Annotated in this window: 15 protein-coding genes and 2 pseudogenes; 11 read left to right on the top strand and 6 right to left on the bottom strand. The window is 70.9% G+C overall.

Annotated features, from left to right (window positions below):
* Positions 1-136 precede the first annotated feature (136 nt).
* The 3 genes from J1C73_RS23155 (at position 137) to J1C73_RS23145 (ending at position 2384) form a co-directional block, all read left to right on the top strand.
* Positions 137-448 (top strand): ArsR/SmtB family transcription factor, encoded by a 312-nt coding sequence (locus J1C73_RS23155; protein WP_073723648.1) that lies wholly within the window; start codon positions 137-139, stop codon positions 446-448.
* Positions 449-546: 98 nt separating this feature from the next.
* Positions 547-1776: an MFS transporter gene (locus J1C73_RS23150; RefSeq protein WP_207318108.1), complete on the top strand. Its 1230-nt coding sequence runs from the start codon at positions 547-549 to the stop codon at positions 1774-1776.
* A 59-nt stretch (positions 1777-1835) separates the two neighbouring features.
* Positions 1836-2384 (top strand): NADPH-dependent FMN reductase, encoded by a 549-nt coding sequence (locus J1C73_RS23145; protein ID WP_207318112.1) that lies wholly within the window; start codon positions 1836-1838, stop codon positions 2382-2384.
* Positions 2385-2477: 93 nt separating this feature from the next.
* Here the strand turns inward: J1C73_RS23145 and J1C73_RS23140 are convergent.
* A pseudogene (locus tag J1C73_RS23140) lies at positions 2478-3389 on the bottom strand (serine hydrolase); the annotation flags it as partial.
* Positions 3386-3745 (bottom strand): annotated as a pseudogene (locus J1C73_RS23135) (LysR substrate-binding domain-containing protein); the annotation flags it as partial. The pseudogenes J1C73_RS23140 and J1C73_RS23135, both read right to left, overlap by 4 nt.
* A gap of 586 nt (positions 3746-4331) precedes the next feature.
* Here J1C73_RS23135 and J1C73_RS23130 point away from each other — a divergent pair.
* The 4 genes from J1C73_RS23130 to J1C73_RS23115 all read left to right on the top strand — a co-directional run bounded on the left by J1C73_RS23130 (position 4332) and on the right by J1C73_RS23115 (position 6809).
* A complete protein-coding gene (locus tag J1C73_RS23130; RefSeq protein WP_207318111.1) occupies positions 4332-5027 on the top strand; it encodes a type 1 glutamine amidotransferase domain-containing protein in 696 nt (231 codons plus the stop codon).
* Positions 5024-5770 carry an SDR family NAD(P)-dependent oxidoreductase gene (locus J1C73_RS23125; protein WP_307797778.1) on the top strand — a complete coding sequence of 249 codons (747 nt, stop codon included), beginning with the start codon at positions 5024-5026 and terminating at the stop codon, positions 5768-5770. The genes J1C73_RS23130 and J1C73_RS23125 overlap by 4 nt, the downstream gene beginning before the upstream one ends.
* 1 nt (position 5771) lies before the next feature.
* A complete protein-coding gene (locus J1C73_RS23120; protein ID WP_207318107.1) occupies positions 5772-6203 on the top strand; it encodes a nuclear transport factor 2 family protein in 432 nt (143 codons plus the stop codon).
* A gap of 108 nt (positions 6204-6311) precedes the next feature.
* Entirely contained in the window at positions 6312-6809 is a 498-nt protein-coding gene (locus tag J1C73_RS23115) for a hypothetical protein (protein WP_242644580.1), read from the top strand.
* A 40-nt stretch (positions 6810-6849) separates the two neighbouring features.
* Here the strand turns inward: J1C73_RS23115 and J1C73_RS23110 are convergent, their stop codons facing one another.
* Positions 6850-7527 carry an HAD family hydrolase gene (locus J1C73_RS23110; RefSeq protein ID WP_207318109.1) on the bottom strand — a complete coding sequence of 226 codons (678 nt, stop codon included), beginning with the start codon at positions 7525-7527 and terminating at the stop codon, positions 6850-6852.
* A gap of 116 nt (positions 7528-7643) precedes the next feature.
* Here J1C73_RS23110 and J1C73_RS23105 point away from each other — a divergent pair, with 116 nt between their 5' ends.
* Positions 7644-10223, top strand: a complete 2580-nt coding sequence (locus tag J1C73_RS23105) for a bifunctional FO biosynthesis protein CofGH (protein ID WP_207318105.1) — start codon at positions 7644-7646, stop codon at positions 10221-10223.
* 435 nt (positions 10224-10658) lie between these two features.
* On the opposite strand, the gene J1C73_RS23100 is transcribed toward J1C73_RS23105, so the two are convergent.
* Positions 10659-11567, bottom strand: coding sequence for an aminoglycoside phosphotransferase family protein (locus J1C73_RS23100; protein WP_207318104.1), 909 nt, complete (start codon positions 11565-11567; stop codon positions 10659-10661).
* Between the two features lie 212 nt (positions 11568-11779).
* Between J1C73_RS23100 and J1C73_RS23095 the strand changes: the two genes are divergently transcribed.
* The gene (locus tag J1C73_RS23095) at positions 11780-12895 is read left to right on the top strand and encodes an ADP-ribosylglycohydrolase family protein (RefSeq protein WP_123459918.1); all 1116 of its coding nucleotides are present in this window, start codon (positions 11780-11782) and stop codon (positions 12893-12895) included.
* Positions 12896-12984: 89 nt separating this feature from the next.
* The gene (locus J1C73_RS23090; RefSeq protein ID WP_207318103.1) at positions 12985-13485 is read left to right on the top strand and encodes a MarR family winged helix-turn-helix transcriptional regulator; all 501 of its coding nucleotides are present in this window, start codon (positions 12985-12987) and stop codon (positions 13483-13485) included.
* Between the two features lie 70 nt (positions 13486-13555).
* Here J1C73_RS23090 and J1C73_RS23085 read toward each other — a convergent pair whose 3' ends face one another.
* Both J1C73_RS23085 and J1C73_RS23080 read right to left on the bottom strand, forming a co-directional pair.
* Positions 13556-15154, bottom strand: coding sequence for a sodium:solute symporter family protein (locus J1C73_RS23085; protein WP_207318102.1), 1599 nt, complete (start codon positions 15152-15154; stop codon positions 13556-13558).
* A 387-nt stretch (positions 15155-15541) separates the two neighbouring features.
* Positions 15542-16324 (bottom strand): SDR family oxidoreductase, encoded by a 783-nt coding sequence (locus tag J1C73_RS23080; protein ID WP_207318101.1) that lies wholly within the window; start codon positions 16322-16324, stop codon positions 15542-15544.
* Between the two features lie 79 nt (positions 16325-16403).
* On the opposite strand from J1C73_RS23080, the gene J1C73_RS23075 reads away from it, so the two are divergent.
* On the top strand, positions 16404-17273 hold the full coding sequence (locus J1C73_RS23075; RefSeq protein WP_123459915.1) for a hypothetical protein: 870 nt from the start codon (positions 16404-16406) through the stop codon (positions 17271-17273).
* The last annotated feature ends 79 nt before the right edge of the window (positions 17274-17352 follow it).

The raw sequence follows: 17352 nt of genomic DNA, 5'->3' as shown, positions 1-17352 counted from the left end.
GCCCCCGTTGCACCCGCCCGCCACCGTCGCCGGAGCCGGCGATTTGACTTGCCCCTACATATCCAGAAAGCTAGATGCGTACCCGGGAGAGCAAGAGGCCCGAAGGCAGCCCCCAAGGATTCACAGAGAGGCCCCCATGGACCCGCTGGCCGTGCACAAGGCCCTCGCCAACCCCGCCCGTCTGCAGTTCATGCAGTGGCTGCGCGACCCCGAGAAGTACTTCGACGAGGACTCGTACACGCAGCAGGGGCTGGGCTTCCACATCGGCGTATGTGTGGGTGACATCCAGAAGCGGGCCGGGCTCGCGCAGTCCGTCGTGTCCGGCTACCTCCAGACCCTCAGGGACGCGGGCCTCCTCACCTCGGAGCGCGTCGGCAAGTGGACGTACTACCGCCGCAACGAGCCGGTGATCGCCGAGTTCGCCGCCCATGTGCGCGACGAGCTGTAGCCGCCCCGTCCTCCAGGCGTGACCGCAGAGAGCTGAGCCCCGCACGGCGCACCCATGACTCAACGCATCTACTTTTCTAGATTTAAAGAAAGATCACCATGAGAAAAACCTCCGCCGCCGTCCTGGTGCTCGCCCTGGGCGTGTTCGGGATCATCACCACCGAGATGGGCATCGTCGGGGTACTCCCCCAGCTCTCCGCCGAACTCGGCGTCCCGCCCTCCACCGCCGGCTGGCTCGTCGGGGCGTTCGCCCTGGTGATCGCCGTGACCGGGCCCTTCACCACACTGCTCGCCTCCGGGATCGACCGCAAGAAGGTCCTCGCCGCCTCGATCGCGGTGTTCGCCCTCTCCAACGCCGTCTACGCGCTCACCACCCAGTACGAGGTGATGCTCGCCTTCCGCATCATTCCTGCCGTCTTCCACCCGGTGTTCTTCTCGGTCGCGCTGGCCACGGCCGCGCGCATGGTCGTGACGAAGGACGGCGAGGACGCGAAGGCCGCCACCCGGGCGACGACGACCGTCTTCGCCGGTGTCACCGTCGGGTTCGCCTTCGGGGTGCCGCTGACCTCGTACCTCGCCGAACACCTCTCGCTCCCTGCCGCGTTCTGGTTCGGCGCGCTCGTCAATCTGATCGCGTTCCTGGGCATCCTGCGCCTGCTCCCGAGCCTGCCGGTCGGACAACGCGTCTCGTACGGAGCCCAGTTGAGCGTGCTCAGGCAGCCCCGGATGTGGCTGACCATCACGTCCGTCGTCCTGATCTTCGCGGCGATGTTCTCCGTCTACGGCTACTTCGCCGAGTACCTGGGCCAGGTCACCGACATGGACGGCTCCTGGGTCAGCGCCATGCTGATGGCGTTCGGCATCGTGATGATCCTCGGCAACTTCGCCTTCGGCAGCCTGCTCCAGCGGAACCTCGTCCGCACCGCCCTCGCCTATCCGGCCCTCTGCCTGCTGGTCTACGTACTCGTGTACGCGATCGGGCCACGGTTCGTCCCGATGGTCCTGGGCGTCCTGGTCTGGGGAGCCGTGCACTCCGGCGGGCTCGTCGTCACCCAGAGCTGGCTGGGCAGGGATGCACGGGACGCACCCGAGTTCGGCAACAGCCTCTTCATCTCCTTCTCCAATCTCGGCATCACCCTCGGCACTGCGGCCGGCGGGTGGGTCCTGTCCGCCGCGGGAGCCCGCCGGCTGCCGTGGGTCGGAGCCGGGTTCGCCATCGCCGCGCTGGTCGTCATGCTGGTCCGGCTGAGCCTGGACCGTGCCGGACGGCGGACCCCGCAGTCCGGGGAGGTGGCCGCCTCTCACGCTGCCGTTCGCACGGCCCCCTGACGGCACGCACCTGTCGGGGCGGAGCGGAACAGTCCGGTGCCGCTCGGAGTTGAGCGGTTATGCCAACACCACGCGTGATTCTCCTGCTGTCCGGAAGCGTGCGGGCCGGGTCCTCCAACGAGACCGTGCTGCGCACCGCCCAGGACGTGGCGCCCGCCACCGTACGTACCGTCCTCTACGACGGACTCGGGGATCTGCCGCACTTCAACCCCGACGACGACACCGACCCGCTGCCGAAGCCGGTGGCCGAACTCCGGGCCGCGATCGCCGCCGCCGACGCCCTGCTGATCTGCTCCCCGGAGTACGCGGGGACGCTCCCCGGGTCGTTCAAGAACCTGCTGGACTGGACCGTCGGCGGCACCGAGATCGGCGACAAGCCCGCCGCCTGGCTGAACGCCGCCGCGCCCGGTCGCGGGGAGGGCGCCTCGGCGACGCTCCGCACCGTGCTCGGCTACACCGGCGCGGCCATCGTGGACGCCGCCTGCGTACGGGTCGCGCTCGACCGGAACACCGTCGGCGCGGACGGGATCAGCACCGGTCCGGAGCTCCGCCGACAGGTGGCGGCGGCGCTCGACGCCCTGCTGGACGCGGCCGGTCCGGCGTCGTAGGCCCGTGTCGTAGGTCCGGCGTCGCAGTCCGGTCCCTCCGGCCTGCGGGGCGTCGGCTCCCCATACGGTGCCCCGGCCGGTGGCGCGCGGGCCGGGGGTGCGCAGGGCGTCCACGGCGATGCGGGCCGCTGTGCCGATGACGGCGTCGGCCGCCGGGAGGGTGGCGGCGGGGCTGGCGGCGCGGGTGAAGACCGCGACGGCGTAGCGGCCCCCGTCGGGGTACTCGACGACGCCGACCTCGTTGCGGACGGTGGGTGCGCTGCCGGTCTTTCCGGCGACCAGTACGTCGTCGAAGGGGAAGCCCGACGCCAGGCGGTGGGGCCACACCTGAAGGCCGAGCAGACGGCGGATGGCGGCGCCGTGCTCGGGGGTGCATGCCTCGTCGCGCCAGAACGCGCCGAGCAGGCGGGTCATGTCGCGCGGGGTGCTGCGGTTGGTGCGCGCGGGGTCCACGGCGCGCAGGCGGGCGACGACCTGGGGGTCGGCCAGGGCCCGCGGACCGCCGTTTCCGGCGTCCTCCCTGATGGTCGCGAGGAACTCCCGGAAGGTCTGGGTGGCGTGGGTACGGGTGAGGCCCAGCCGCCGTGTGGTGTCGTTGACGGCGTCCAGGCCGACGCGTTCCAGCAGGAGGTCGGCCGCCGTGTTGTCGCTGACGGCCACCATCAGGTACGCCGCGTCGCGCAGGGAGACCCGGGCCGCGTCGAGCATCGCGGCGAGACCGGTGGGCCCCGCCGTACGGCCGTCCCGCGGGCACTCGGTCTGCTCGGTCGGAACCAGCCGCCCGGCCTCCGCCTGCTGGTGGAGCGCGACGAGCAGGCAGAGCTTGTGGACGCTGGCCGTGACGACCGGCCGGTCCGCTCCCGCGTCGATCTGGGCGCCGGAATCGATGTCCACGGCGTGCAGCCAGCCGGTGACCCCGGCTTCGGCGAAAGCGGCGCGGATACGGTCTCGGGCCTGCGGGTGGGCGTGCGGGCCGGGGTGGTGTCGCGTGCGGGGATCGGTCATATCCAGTACTCCGCCGCCGGGCGCAGATGCAGCGGGCCGGAGGTCAGGTCGGGGCCGGGAGCGGCCGTACGGGCCAGGGCATCGGTGACCGTATCGGCGAAAGCGCGGACGGCGGCGTCGCCGCGCCCCCGGGACCAGGCCGCGGAGTGGCGCAGGGCCAGCGGGGCGCCGCTCAGCGGGCGCCAGGTGAGGTCGGGGTCCCGGGCGTGGTGGGCGTCGCGCGTGCTGAAGGTGATGGCACGCCAGGACAGGAGCAGGCCCCGCGTGAAGCTGGGGCCCTGGCCGTACCGGACGGCGGTGGGGGTGTAGCCGTGACGGGCGCAGGTGGTCAGGAGGTCGTCGTGCACGGCCGGGGCTAAAAGGGGCCAATTGCCGTGGCGTCGGCTCGGTGCGGCCATTCGTCGGCACTGCCGTACTCCGTGACGGCGAGGCGAGCATCTGGGGCGGCAGCCGGACCGCGTACGGCTGCCGCCCGCTCACCGGCGCCTTCTCCGGATTTCCTCCAGGTCAACGAACCCGGAGTCGTCCCGGCCGGAGTCGAGGAACGCGAGCAGTGGCAATCAGGACAGCCGAGAAAGAAAAGGCAGGTGCAAAAATGGATCAGGTTGCGAAATCAGATAGAGAAAATTGCTGAGGAGCTGGTGGCAGCTCCCTCGGTCAGCGCCCTTATCGATGCCGGACGCCACTTCGCCCCCGCTTGAGCGGCCGGTGCTCCACCAGTTCCGGCGTGAACGTACGCGTCAACGCGCCGATCCGTATCCGCTCCGGAAGGGGTCGACCCTGGCCCGACTGCCGCACGCCGAATGAGCCCCGAACCCCGGCGCGCGCGCATGAATGATCGAGATTACATTGGAGAGAGGGGGAAGACCGGCGGGCGGCGAGTCGGTTTCCTGGCCCATCCCGCGGAACCCTGAAACAGGCGTCCGAGAGGGGATTTTTGCCATGGCCAGGGTGCTTTTCATCGTGAGCGGAGCCACCTACTGGGTGTTGAAGGACGGCACGAGGCACGCGACCGGCTACTGGGCCGAGGAGTTCGCGAACCCGTACAAGATCTTGACGGATGCCGGCCATGAGATCGTCGTCGCGACGCCTGGCGGCGTGGTCCCCAACGTCGACATGATGAGCCTACGGCCCGAGATGGTCGGCGGAAATGACAACGCCCTCGCATTGGAGGCTGTCATCCGTTCCGCGGAGGTGATGCGCCGGCCCTTGCGTCTGTCGGATGTCCGTCTCGACGACTATGACGGGGTGTACTTGCCCGGCGGCCACGGTCCGATGGCGGACCTGGCCTGGGACGCCGATGCCGGACGGCTGCTGACGCAGCAACTGACTTCGGGCAAGCCCCTGTTCATCGTCTGTCACGCCCCTGCTTCGATGCTGGCGACCAGGATCCACGGCGCGTCGCCGTTCAAGGGCTTCGACATCACCTGTTTCACCAACGAGGAGGAAGAGGGCGTCGGACTGGCCCCCCTGGCCCCGTGGCTGCTGGAGACCGATGTGCAGGAGAAGGTCGGGGTCAACTTCAGCCGCGGTCCGATCTGGGAGCCGTACATGGTCGAGGATCGCAACCTGGTCACCGGGCAGAACCCGGCTTCGGCCGCGATCCTGGGCAACCGGATGCTGGAAATCCTCAAGTGAGCCTGGACGACGCGACGGATGCGGACACCGCCCGGAAAGTCGCGGTCATCACCGGTGCCAACGGGGGCATCGGCTCCGCAGTCGTCACCGCCTACCGCGGCCTCGGGTTCGCGGTCGTGGCCACCAGCCGTTCCATGCCGGAATCCGAGGACCCGCAGGTGTTCGCCTTCAGCAGCGATCTGGTGGAGCCCGGTGCGGGCGAGCGGATCGTCGGGGCGGCGATGGATCGGTTCGGTCGGATCGACACCGTGGTCAACAGCGCCGGCGTCTACATCGGCAAGCCGTTCACCGACTACACCGACCAGGACTTCGACCTGATCGTCGGAGTGAACCTGCGCGGATTCTTCAACGTTACGCGCAGCGCCGTCGGCGCGATGCTCTCCCGCGGCGGAGGCGGCGGTCACCTGGTGAACATCTCCACCTCCCTGGTCGACCAGCCGAACGCACAGGTTCCGTGCGCGCTCGCGTCGTTGACCAAGGGTGGCCTCAACGCGGTCACCAGGGAGTTGGCGATCGAATTCGCGGGGCAGGGCATCCGCGTGAACACCGTCTCGCTCGGCGTCGTCCGTACGCCGATGAACCCGGAGGCCACGCCCGAACTCGTGGCTCGCCATCCACTCGGGCGGATGGAAGAGGTCGATGACGTCGTCCAGGCCATCGTGTACCTCGAGCAGGCGTCCTTCGTCACCGGCGAGGTCCTCCACGTCGACGGCGGCCAGAGCGCGGGTCGTGGAAAGGATTGAGATGAACGACAACGCAGACACCGGGTCCGTTCCGCGCGAAGGGCTCAACAGGGCTGCCCTGGAGGAACACTGGCGAGCATCGGAGCGTGGGGACATCGACGCCGAGCACGCCGTCTACGCCGCAGACGCGATCCTCGACTATCCCCAGTCAGGTGAACGGTTCCGGGGCCGCGCGACGATTTCGGCGCAACGTGGCCGGCACCCTGCCAGTCGGCACTTCACCGTCCACCGGATCGTCGGCAGCGGGGATCTGTGGGTGAGCGAGTGTGTCGTCACGTATGACGGGGTGCCCACCCACTCGGTGAGCCTGATGGAGTTCTCCCACGGGCATGTGGTGCACGAGACGCAGTACTTCGCGGACCCCTTCGATGCGCCCGAAGGGCGGAAGGCACTCGCGGAGCCGATGCCGGGCAGGAGTATTTCCAGGGCCTGACCAGAGCGGCCCATACCCGGGGCGATGCGCATAGCCGGATCGTGGCCAGGTGCTCCGGTCCGTGTCCGGTGCGGACCGTGAAGGACCGTACGGATGGAGGAAGGGTCTATGCGCTGCGTGATACGTCCACTTCTCTACGGAGCCGCGGCCGGCGCCGCAGGTACGACCGCGCTCAACCTCGTCAGCTACGCGGACATGGCGCTGCGGGCCAGGCCGGCGAGCGCGACACCAGAGGTCACCGTGCGCAGACTCGCGGCGAGACTGCATGTGAGGATTCCCGGCGACGGCCCGGCCCTGGACAACCGGGTAGCGGGACTCGCCCCGCTGACCGGAATCGCCAGCGGTCTCGGGATGGGAGCCCTGCTGTCCCTGGCGCGCGGCGCAGGCCGGCACCCGTCCAGAGCCCCCGAGTACGCCGTTGCCGCAGTTGGGGCGATGATCGGCACGAACGGTCCGATGACGGCTCTGGGCGTGACAGACCCGCGGACGTGGTCGACGTCGGACTGGGTCTCCGACATCGTTCCCCACCTCGCCTATGCGGTGGTGACGGTGGCGGTTCTCGACCGCCTTGACGCGACGCCCAGCGGTGGGAGCGTGTCCCGTTGAACTCGGCACACCCGGCCCGGCGGGATGTGCGCGGCCGGGGTTACAAGGCCCGCAGGGCCCTCGGGCGGGGCCGTTCCGGCACCTGGCCCAGGAGGGCCGGGAGGTCCGTCAGCGCGTTGAGGCGGAAGTCCGCGGCGGCGACGACATCGGGGTGGTCCGCCCACCAGTACCCGCACGCCCCCCGCCGGAGGTGCGCCGCCAGCAGCCCGCACGACTTGGCCGGGAACAGATCGCTGGCCGGGTGGTCGCCGACGTACAGGGTCGAACCCGGTTTCGCCCCGGACACCTCCAGCACCCGGGCGAAGAACTCCGGGTCCGGCTTGGCGACGGCCCACTCGTCCGAGGTGACGACGAGATCCGCGGGCAGGTCCAGCGCCCGCAGGAGTTCGCCCGCCCGCACCGTCCCGTTGCCCGCGACCACCACCCGTACGCCCAGCGCGCGCAGCTCCGCCAGCGCCGGCCGTACGTCCGGGTAGAGGTCCGACTCGGCCAGGTGCTCGCCTCTCCCGGCCGCGGTCCGGGCGAGCGAGGCCTCGTTGATGTCCATGTCGGGGCGCAGGATGCTCAGCGCGTCGGCGCTGTCCCGCCCCTGGGCGACCGCGGCCCCGACCAGCGCACTCAGCGTGTGCGGCGGGACGCCGAGCCAGTTGGCCCAGGAGGCCCAGTAGCGGTCGTCGCGGATGAGTGTCTCGCCGATGTCGAAGACGATCGTTTCCATCACCGTGCCGACCCTACGGGGCGCGGACCGCTGCGCGGCCGAGGCGCCAGGGGCGGGTGCGACCTGCGGGAGATCCGGCCGGTCACCGGCCGGCTACTCGCTCGTATGCTCGGTTCATGACCGATCCTCAGCGCGGACGCCCCACCACCAATTCCATGCGACGTGCCCTCAAGCGTGCCCGCGACGGTGTCGCCCTCGACGTGACCGAGGCCGCCGTCCTGCTCCAGGCGCGCGGCGACGATCTGACGGATCTCGCCGCCTCCGCCGCCCGGGTGCGGGACGCGGGCCTGGAGGCCGCGGGCCGGCCGGGCGTCATCACGTACTCCCGCAAGGTCTTCATCCCCCTGACCCGGCTCTGCCGCGACAAGTGCCACTACTGCACCTTCGTCACCGTGCCCGGCAAGCTCCGGCGCGAGGGCCACGGCATGTTCCTGTCGCCGGACGAAGTCCTCGACATCGCCCGCAAGGGCGCGGCGATGGGCTGCAAGGAAGCGCTGTTCACGCTGGGCGACCGGCCCGAGGACCGCTGGCCGGAGGCGCGGGAGTGGCTGGAGGCCGAGGGGTACGACGACACCCTCGCGTACGTGCGGGCCATGGCGATCCGCGTACTGGAGGAGACCGGCCTCCTCCCGCACCTCAACCCCGGCGTGCTGACCTGGACCGACCTCCAGCGGCTCAAGCCCGTCGCCCCGTCCATGGGCATGATGCTGGAGACGACCGCGACCCGCCTGTGGTCCGAGCCGGGCGGCCCGCACCACGGCTCACCGGACAAGGAACCGGCCGTACGGCTGCGCGTCCTGGAGGACGCGGGGCGCTCCAACGTCCCGTTCACCACTGGCATCCTCATCGGCATCGGCGAGTCGTACGAGGAGCGCGCCGACTCCCTCTTCGAGCTGCGCAAGACCGCCCGCGCCTACCACGGCATCCAGGAAGTCATCGTCCAGAACTTCCGCGCCAAGCCCGACACCGCGATGCGCGGGATGCCGGACGCGGAGCTGGAGGAGCTGGCCGCGGCCGTCGCCGTCGCCCGCCACATCCTCGGCCCGTCCGCCCGCATCCAGGCCCCGCCGAACCTGGTCGACGCCGAGTACGCGCTGCTCATCGGCGCCGGCATCGACGACTGGGGCGGGGTCTCGCCGCTCACGCCCGACCATGTGAACCCCGAGCGCCCCTGGCCGCACATCGACGAGCTGGCGTCGAGGACCGCCGTGAGCGGCTTCGTGCTGCGCGAACGGCTCACCATCTACCCGGAGTTCATCCAGCGCGGCGAACCCTGGCTCGACCCGCGCCTCCTCCCGCACGTGCGCGCCCTCGCCGACCCGGAGACCGGGCTCGCGAAGGAGGGGGCGATCCCCGTCGGGCTGCCCTGGCAGGAGCCCGACGAGGGCTTCAACGCCTCCGGCCGCACCGATCTGCACCACACCATCGACACCGAGGGCCGCACCACCGACCGCCGCGACGACTTCGACGAGGTGTACGGGGACTGGGAGGCGCTCCGCGAGGCCGCCGCCCCCGGCATGGTCCCGTCCCGCATCGACGGCGATGTGAAGGCGGCCCTGAGCCAGGCCGCCGACGACCCGACGAAGCTCACCGACGACCAGGCCCTCGTCCTGCTGCACGCGGACGGGCCGGCGCTGGACGAGCTGTGCCGGATCGCCGACACCCTGCGCCGGGACGTCGTCGGCGACGACGTCACGTACATCGTCACGCGCAACATCAACTTCACCAACGTCTGCTACACCGGCTGCCGCTTCTGCGCCTTCGCCCAGCGGCGCACCGACGCCGACGCGTACACCCTCTCCCTGGACCAGGTCGCCGACCGCGCCGCGCAGGCGTGGGACGTCGGCGCGGTCGAGGTCTGCATGCAGGGCGGTATCCACCCGGACCTGCCCGGCACCGCCTACTTCGACATCGCGCGGGCGGTGAAGGAACGCGTCCCGGGCATGCACGTCCACGCGTTCTCGCCGATGGAGGTCGTCAACGGCGCGACCCGCACCGGCATGTCCATCCGCGACTGGCTGACCGCCGCGAAGGAGGCCGGGCTCGACTCGATCCCCGGCACCGCGGCTGAGATCCTGGACGACGAGGTCCGCTGGGTCCTCACCAAGGGCAAGCTGCCCACGGCGACCTGGCTGGAGGTCATCAGGACCGCGCACGAGGTGGGCCTGCGCTCCTCGTCCACGATGATGTACGGCCATGTCGACCAGCCCCGCCACTGGCTGGGCCACCTGCGGACGCTGGCCGCCCTCCAGCAGGAGACCGGCGGGTTCACCGAGTTCGTGACCCTGCCGTTCATCCACACCAACGCGCCCGTCTACCTGGCCGGTATCGCCCGCCCCGGCCCGACCGACCGCGACAACCGGGCCGTCATCGCGATGGCCCGCCTCCTCCTGCACCCGCACATCACCAACATCCAGACCAGCTGGGTGAAGCTGGGCACGGAGGGCGCGGCCGAAATGCTCCGCTCGGGCGCGAACGACCTCGGCGGCACGCTGATGGAGGAGACCATCTCCCGGATGGCCGGATCGAGTTACGGCTCCTACCGCTCCGTCCAGGACCTGGTGGCCATCGCGGAGCTCGCGGGCCGGCCGGCGAAGCCGCGTACGACGCTGTACGGAGAGGTGCCCGAGGAGCGGGTCACGGCGGCCGCCGCCTCGGACGGCCACCTGCCGGAGCTGCTGCCGGTGGTGCCGTAGAGGCTGCCGGACGACCTCCGGCAGCCTCTCGGCAGGGCGGAGGGCTCGTCAGCCGAACCGCTCGTGACCGGCCGGCACGGCGTCGGTCGCGAGCGGGCTCTCCCGTCATGCGAGCCCCGCCCGCGGTGGGATCGCCCCGCCATCGGAGGGTTCCCGTGTCCGCTTTCAGTCCGGCAGCCCGCCCCGCCGGCCCGTCCACCCCGCGCTCCTGGTGGACGCCGGGTCGCCAGGTCGGAGGCGGTGGACGCCGCGGCACTGCTGTGGGAGGTGCGACGCCTGTCCGCCGCCCAGGCGCGAACGTCGCCGAGTCGGCGAACTCCATGCGCGCGGAACCCCGTTCCGAGTACCGCGTCAACCTGCCCGGACGCTGACAGCGGCCGGTACCGGCCCGACGGGCCGCCCCCGGCACGCCCCGTGGCTGTGGCGGGAGGCTCCTCAGCCGAACCGCTCGTGGTCGGCCAGCACCGCTTCGACCACGAGCAGCTCGCGGGCGGCCCGCCCGGGGTCCGTGCCGACGTATCCCGTCAGGTTCAGCAGCGCCTTCCAAAGCGCCCACCCCCGGGCCCGCGCCCAGGTGCCGGCGTCCTGGCCGGCCGCGCGCCGGAACGCCTCCCGGCTCTCGCCGGAGAACATCCCCCACGCGATCACCAGATCACAGGCGGGGTCGCCGACCCCCGACGTACCGAAGTCGATGACGGCCGTCAGCTCGCCGTCGGCGACGAGCAGGTTGCCGGAGGCGATGTCGCCGTGGAACCACACCGGTTCCCCGCGCCACGGCGCGGCGAGCGCCGCCTCCCAGACGGTGCGGGCCCGGTCCGTGTCCACGTGGCCCTTCAGCGCGGTCAGACAGCGCCGGGTCTCCTCGTCGTAGTGGGCGGGCGAGGCGCCCCGGTACCAGCTGTGCGCCCCGGCGAGCGGCCCGTCGGACGCGTCGCAGCGCTGGAGGGCGAGGAGGAACTCCGCCACGGAGACCGCGAACCGGGAAAGGCCGTCGATGCGGTCGGGGCCGGCCGTCTCACCGCGCAGCCAGCGGCGGACCGACCACGGGTACGGATAGCCCTCGCCCGGAGCGCCCAGGGCCAGCACCGGGGGCACGGCGACCGGCAGCGACGGGGCGAGGCGCGGCAGCCAGTGGTGCTCCTTCGTCACCGCGGGGACGTATCCGGCGGCCGTGGGCAGGCGCACCGTCATCGCGTCGCCCAGGCGGTACGTCCGGTTGTCCCAGCCGTCCACCGCCACAGGAGTCACGGGCAGACCGCTCCACCGCGGGAACTGTGCGTCGATCAGGCGCGTCACGAGCGCGGCGTCGATTCCGGCGCGGCCGTCGGGGTGGGGGGATGCCATCCGGCGATCATCGCGCCGGTGACCGTGCCGCGCAACGAGATATCGGCGGTGCGGCGGATGCGGGGGGAATCCCCGGAGGATGCCGCGCAAAGCTGAACCGAACCGCCACTTCGTACATACTGTTCCGCCCCCTTGGCCGTGTGGTCGTTCGATTACAGTGCTGCGCAGTTACCGCGCAGTCGCACACGGGCGGACCAAGGGGGAGGGGCACGGTGAGCACAGGGACCACAGCTGTCTGGGGCCGTGCCGAACAGCAGGACTTCCGCAGCCGGGTACGTGGCGCGCTGCTGGGCGGTGCCATCGGCGACGCGCTCGGCGCGGGCGTCAGCGGGCTCTCGCTGGAGGAGATCCGCGAGGCCCACGGCGCCGACGCCGTCACCGACTTCGTCCCCGCCCACGGCGGACGCGGCTGCGTCACCGCCGTCACCCAGCTCACCCTGTTCACCGTGGACGGGCTGATCCGCGCCCAGGTCCGCCGCGACACCGGCGCCTGGCACCCGCCCACCGATGTGCACCAGGCGCATCTGCGGTGGGCCGCCACCCAGCGCGACTGGGGGCCCGACGAACGCCGCAAGGACAACGGCTGGCTCGGCGGGCAGGAATGGCTCTACGCCCGCCGCGCCCCCACCCGGGAATGCCTGAACGGCTTCGGCGACACCACCATGGGCACCCTCGACCGGCCCAAGCACCCCGCCGCACGGGACTCGGCCGCACTCACCCGCTCCGCCCCCTTCGGGCTGCTGGTCGGCTGGGAGCCGCAGCTGGTCCTCCAACTGGCCGTCGAGTGCGCCGCCCAGACCCACGGACACCCCACCGCCCTGCTCTCCTCGGGCGCCCTCGCCGTGATGGTGCACGGGCTGGCGCGCGGTGAGACGCTGGACGGTTCCGTGCAGCACGCCCTCGCCCTGCTCGCCGGGCGTCCGGGCCACGAACCCGTCACCGAGGCGCTCCAGCAGGCCCTCGGTACCGTGCGGCAGGGGATACCCGGGCCCGCCCTCATCGAGTCCCTCGGCGCGACGGACTCCGCCGAGGAGGTGCTCGCCGTGGCCGTGTACTGCGCGCTGGTGGGCGAGGACGTCCGGCACGGATTGCGGCTGGCCGTGAACCACGGCGGACCGTCATCGGCGACCGGGGCCCTGTGCGGGGCGCTGCTCGGCGCGCTGCACGGCGAGACCGCGCTGCCGCCGGCCTGGCTCGCCGAACTGGAGGGCCGGGCGACCCTGCTCGAACTCGCCGACGACTTCGCCATGGAGATGACCCAGGGCCCCGCCCTGCACAGCCCGGCCGCCGTCGCCGCGGGCTGGCTCGCGCGCTACCCGCGCGGCTGAACGCAGGGGAGCCCGCCATCCTCGGTGGTGGCCGCGCGGGGCTCATTCGCGACTGTTGAGCGGGCCGGCGGAAATGTAGCGTCGCGATCATGGAAGAACCGGCCGAAGCCATCACCGACCAGGCGCCGGCGAACCCGGCCGCCACCGATGACACGCTGGCCACCCAGCCCGTCGGCTACTGGAGCGGCCTGGCCCACGCCTCCGTCACCCGGCGACTGCGTGACGCCATGGCCAGGACCGACGTCACGCAGCCGCAGTACTGGGTACTCAACCGCGTGCACGGCGGGCCTGCGGCCCCGAGCCGCGAGGAGGTCGTCGCGCAGCTGACGCACCTTGCCGACGGGCCGCACGAGATCGCCCGGAGCGTCGACCAACTGCTCCACCGCGCATGGCTGCGGACCGACGCCGCACAGCGCCTGCACCTCACCGGTGCCGGGGAGGCGGCCAGAGTGCGGCTGCGTGAGCTGGTCACCGAACTGCGCGCCGTGGTCCACCGGGGCATCAGCGACGAGGAGTACGTGGCCGCGCTCAAGGTGCTGCGCAGGATGGTGGCCAACGCCGAGGGAGACGGGGACCCCGAAAAGGCGTGAGGGGCGGGTCACCGGAAGCCGCCGCGTCCCGTGACCCGCCCCTCACCGACGTTCCGTACAGCCGCGAGCGTCAGTCCGTCACGCCCCGCACGCCCTTCGCGTCCTTCGCGCCCTTGGTGAACGACACGTCCCCGGGGACGCCCTGCGCCGGCACGGTCGCGCCGGTGCCGGGCCCGTCGCCGTCCGAGTTGATCTGCTCGATGACCGCGTCGCGCTCCGGGGTGTCCTCCGGCTTGATGAAGCCGATGACGACGTAGAGCACCAGCGAGATCGCCAGCGGCAGCGCCACCTGGTACTGCAGCGCCACGTTCGTCTTCACCGAGCCGTCGAAGTTGTAGTTGGTGAAGTAGAACGCCAGCAGACCGGCCGCCCAGCTGGTGAGTGCCGCCGTCGGTCCCGACTTACGGAAGCGGCGCAGCAGACCCAGCATGAACGGGATCGCGATCGGACCCATCAGACCGGCGACCCACTTGATGACGACGGAGATGATGTCCTTGAACGTCGGCGAGTTGATCTGGGTCGCCAGCGCCATCGACAGGCCCAGGAAGCCGAGCGTGGAGAGCCGCGCGGCCAGCAGCCCGGCCCGGCTGCTCCAGTTGCGGGCCGCCTTGGAGAAGACCGGGGCGATGTCGCGGGTGAAGACCGCCGAGATGGCGTTGGCGTCCGAGGAGCACATGGCCATCGTGTGCGAGAAGAAGCCGACGACGACCAGACCCAGCAGACCGTGCGGCAGCAGTTGCTCGGTCATCAGCGCGTAGCTGTCGGAGGCGTCCGGCTTCTGCGCGTGGACCAGCAGCGGGGCGCACCACATCGGGAAGAACAGGACCGTCGGCCAGACCAGCCACAGGATGGCGGAGAGCCGCGCCGAGCGGGTCGCGGAGGCGGCGGAGTCCGTGGCCATGTAGCGCTGGGCCTGGTTCCACATGCCGCCGTTGTACTCGAAGGTCTTGATGAACAGGTACGCCAGCAGGAAGGTCACCGTGTACGGGCCGGCCGTCGGGTCCGTGTGGCCCTCGGGCAGCTTGTCCCAGACCGTCCAGAGCGTGCTGAAGCCGTCCAGTTTGCTCATCGCCGTGACCAGCATCGCGACACCGGCGAACAGCTGGATGACGAACTGCCCCAGCTCGGTGAGCGCGTCGGCCCACAGACCGCCGACCGTGCAGTAGACGGCCGTGATGATGCCGGTGATGAAGATGCCCTGGGTCAGGCTGATGCCGGTGAAGACGGAGAGCAGGGTGGCGATGGCGGCCCACTTGGCACCGACGTCCACGATCTTCAGCAGCAGACCGGACCAGGCGAGTGCCTGCTGGGTCTGGATGTTGTAGCGGTTCTTCAGGTATTCGAGCGGCGAGGCGACGTGCAGCCGCGAGCGCAGCCGGTTGAGCCGGGGGGCGAAGAGCTTGGCGCCGATGCCGATGCCGATGGCGATCGGCAGCGACCACGTCACGAAGGACGTGACGCCGTACTGGTACGCGATACCGGCGTAGCCGGTGAACATCACGGCGCTGTAGCCGGACATGTGGTGCGAGATGCCGGACAGCCACCACGGCATCTTGCCGCCGGCCGTGAAGAAGTCGCTGACGTTGTCGACACGCTTGTGGGACCAGAGTCCGATCGCGATCATCACGCCGAAGTAGCCGATGAGCACGACCCAGTCGAGACTGTTCATGTGCCCCCTCCTGGGGTCCGCCTTGTGAACGGGTACGCACTTCGCCAGTACGGCCGCTCAGCGGGGCCCCCGTGCGGGAGCGGGGACATCGGGGATTGAACCGCCTGGCCGGTCCCCCGGTCAAGGTCCCCTGCGGTCAGGGATGTGAACCCGGATCAGCAAGCCGAACGATTTTGCTGGTTCTTGACCCACGAGGGCGTTGTCGTGAACGTGACGACGGCCACACCATGAGCAGGCACTTCGTCAGGCTGTGCAGAGAACGAGGACACGTCCAGGAGCGCCGAAGAGCACAGAAAGACCGCACGGGATGCGGGTCCCGTGCGGCCGAGAAGGAGGAGAACTGATCCTGCCGAAAGGTCTGTTGAACTCCCGGGGCGGGCCGGCGCCTCAGCGCATCAGTTCGCCGGCGTTGACCAGCAGGGACTGCCCGGTGATCGCCCGCGCCCGGTCGGAGGCCAGGAACACCACGGCCTCCGCCACATCGCCGTCCGTGGCCAGCTCCGGAAGCGCCATGCGCTCGGAGAGCCTCCCCAGCACCTCGGCCTCGGGCACCTTCTCGGTGTGGGCCGTGAACTGTACGTAGGCCTGCACCGGCGGTCCCCACATCCAGCCCGGCAGCACCGTGTTCACCCGGATCCGGTCCGGCCCGAACTCCCGGGCCATGGAGTACATCGCGGAGGTGAGCGCACCCTTGGAGGCCGCGTACGCCGCCTGCCGCACCTGGGACGGCGCGGCCACCGCGGACTGCGTACCGATGACGACGACCGATCCGCCCCGCTCCTTGAGGGCGGGCAGACAGGCGCGCGTCATCCGCAGGGTGCCGAGCAGATTGACGTCGATGACCGACTTCCAGGTGTCGAGGTCGGCGTCCTCGACACCGCCGAAGTAGCTGTCCCAGGCGGCGACATGGACCACCGCGTCGATCCGCCCGAACCGCTCGACGGCCAGCGCCGCGAGCGCCTCGCACTGCGCCTCGTCGGTGATGTCGGTGGGCAGGTGCGCGGTGTGGAGCCCCTCGGGATCGATCTCGGCGGCCGACTTGGCGAGATTGGCCGCGGTGCGCGCCCCTAGGGCCGCGTTGCCCCCGTCCCGTACGACCGTGGCCGCGATCTGGTGCCCGAGCCCGGCACCCACTCCGGAAACGATGACGGTCTTCCCCGCGAGCAACATCGGCGCCTCCCGGCTCTGGCAGTTCTTCTGACGGGGCGTCAGAGTAGGTGGCTCCGGCGGAGTACGGAAGGGGAACGGCATGAGCGAGGAAATCCCGGACGAGGCGGCGCGGGACAGCGGGACGCGGAGCGGCACCTACGCCGAACTGGCCGCGCTGGGACCGTACGGGGTCCGCCCCGGCCACGCGCTGATCACCATGGTGGAACCGCATCCGGGCCACGAGTACGCGTACAACCGCTGGTACGAGGACGACCACTACTACGCCGGCGCGATGGCGATGCCCTGGATGTCCGCGGGGCGGCGCTGGGTGGCCACCCGGGAACTCCAGGAGCTGCGGTACCCGGAGAAGTCAGCGGTCGCGACACCGGTCGGCGCCGGCTGCTACCTGTCCACGTACTGGGTGACGGAGGGGCGCTACGACGACCACATGAAGTGGACCGTCGGGATCAACAAGCGGCTGAACCGGGACGGCCGGGTCTACCAGGACCGCACCCATGTCTTCACGGCGTTCCAGGACCACGAGGCGACGGTCTACCGGGACGGCGCCGCGGGGCCCCGTGACTTCCACGCCCTCGACCATCCTTACCGGGGACTGGTCCTGGAGGTGATCGACGCCGAAGGGCCCGAGCAGCGGGCCGAGTTGCTGGAGTGGCTGCGCTCACGGCACCTGCCGAAGCGGCTGAGCGGGTCGCCCGCGGCGATGGTGACGGTGTTCCGTCCCACCCCGTTGCCGGGGGACCGGATGACGTATGTGAAGCAGGTCGAGGGCGTCGACACCCGGCTGACCCTGCTCTGGTTCCTCCAGGAGGATCCGAGGGAATGCTGGGACGAGCACTTCACCGGGCTCGACGCGTCGGTCGCGGAATCAGGTCTGGGGCGGGTGGAGCTGGTGGCGCCGTTCATTCCTACCGTGCCGGGCACGGACCGATACGTGGATCAGCTGCGCTGACCGGGCGGGCCGCGGTTCCTTGCCCCCTCGCGCCTCCGGGCTCCTCGCGGTCCCGCGGGGAGCCCCCTCGGCCAGGACG

The sequence above is a fragment of the Streptomyces laculatispora genome (genome assembly GCF_017353455.1).
In the GTDB taxonomy this organism is placed as follows: Bacteria; Actinomycetota; Actinomycetes; order Streptomycetales; family Streptomycetaceae; genus Streptomyces; species Streptomyces laculatispora.
This window is presented reverse-complemented; position numbering and strand designations above follow the sequence as displayed.

Bases quoted from the DNA above. Each gene is read 5' to 3' on its own strand.
- J1C73_RS23090 (WP_207318103.1), top strand. From the start codon at position 12,985: ATGGAAGAACCGGCCGAAGCCATCACCGACCAGGCGCCGGCGAACCCG.
- J1C73_RS23080 (WP_207318101.1), bottom strand. From the start codon at position 16,324: ATGTTGCTCGCGGGGAAGACCGTCATCGTTTCCGGAGTGGGTGCCGGG.
- J1C73_RS23130 (WP_207318111.1), top strand. From the start codon at position 4,332: ATGGCCAGGGTGCTTTTCATCGTGAGCGGAGCCACCTACTGGGTGTTG.
- J1C73_RS23075 (WP_123459915.1), top strand. From the start codon at position 16,404: ATGAGCGAGGAAATCCCGGACGAGGCGGCGCGGGACAGCGGGACGCGG.
- J1C73_RS23120 (WP_207318107.1), top strand. From the start codon at position 5,772: ATGAACGACAACGCAGACACCGGGTCCGTTCCGCGCGAAGGGCTCAAC.
- J1C73_RS23150 (WP_207318108.1), top strand. From the start codon at position 547: ATGAGAAAAACCTCCGCCGCCGTCCTGGTGCTCGCCCTGGGCGTGTTC.
- J1C73_RS23115 (WP_242644580.1), top strand. From the start codon at position 6,312: ATGCGCTGCGTGATACGTCCACTTCTCTACGGAGCCGCGGCCGGCGCC.
- J1C73_RS23085 (WP_207318102.1), bottom strand. From the start codon at position 15,154: ATGAACAGTCTCGACTGGGTCGTGCTCATCGGCTACTTCGGCGTGATG.
- J1C73_RS23110 (WP_207318109.1), bottom strand. From the start codon at position 7,527: ATGGAAACGATCGTCTTCGACATCGGCGAGACACTCATCCGCGACGAC.
- J1C73_RS23100 (WP_207318104.1), bottom strand. From the start codon at position 11,567: ATGGCATCCCCCCACCCCGACGGCCGCGCCGGAATCGACGCCGCGCTC.
- J1C73_RS23145 (WP_207318112.1), top strand. From the start codon at position 1,836: ATGCCAACACCACGCGTGATTCTCCTGCTGTCCGGAAGCGTGCGGGCC.
- J1C73_RS23105 (WP_207318105.1), top strand. From the start codon at position 7,644: ATGACCGATCCTCAGCGCGGACGCCCCACCACCAATTCCATGCGACGT.
- J1C73_RS23155 (WP_073723648.1), top strand. From the start codon at position 137: ATGGACCCGCTGGCCGTGCACAAGGCCCTCGCCAACCCCGCCCGTCTG.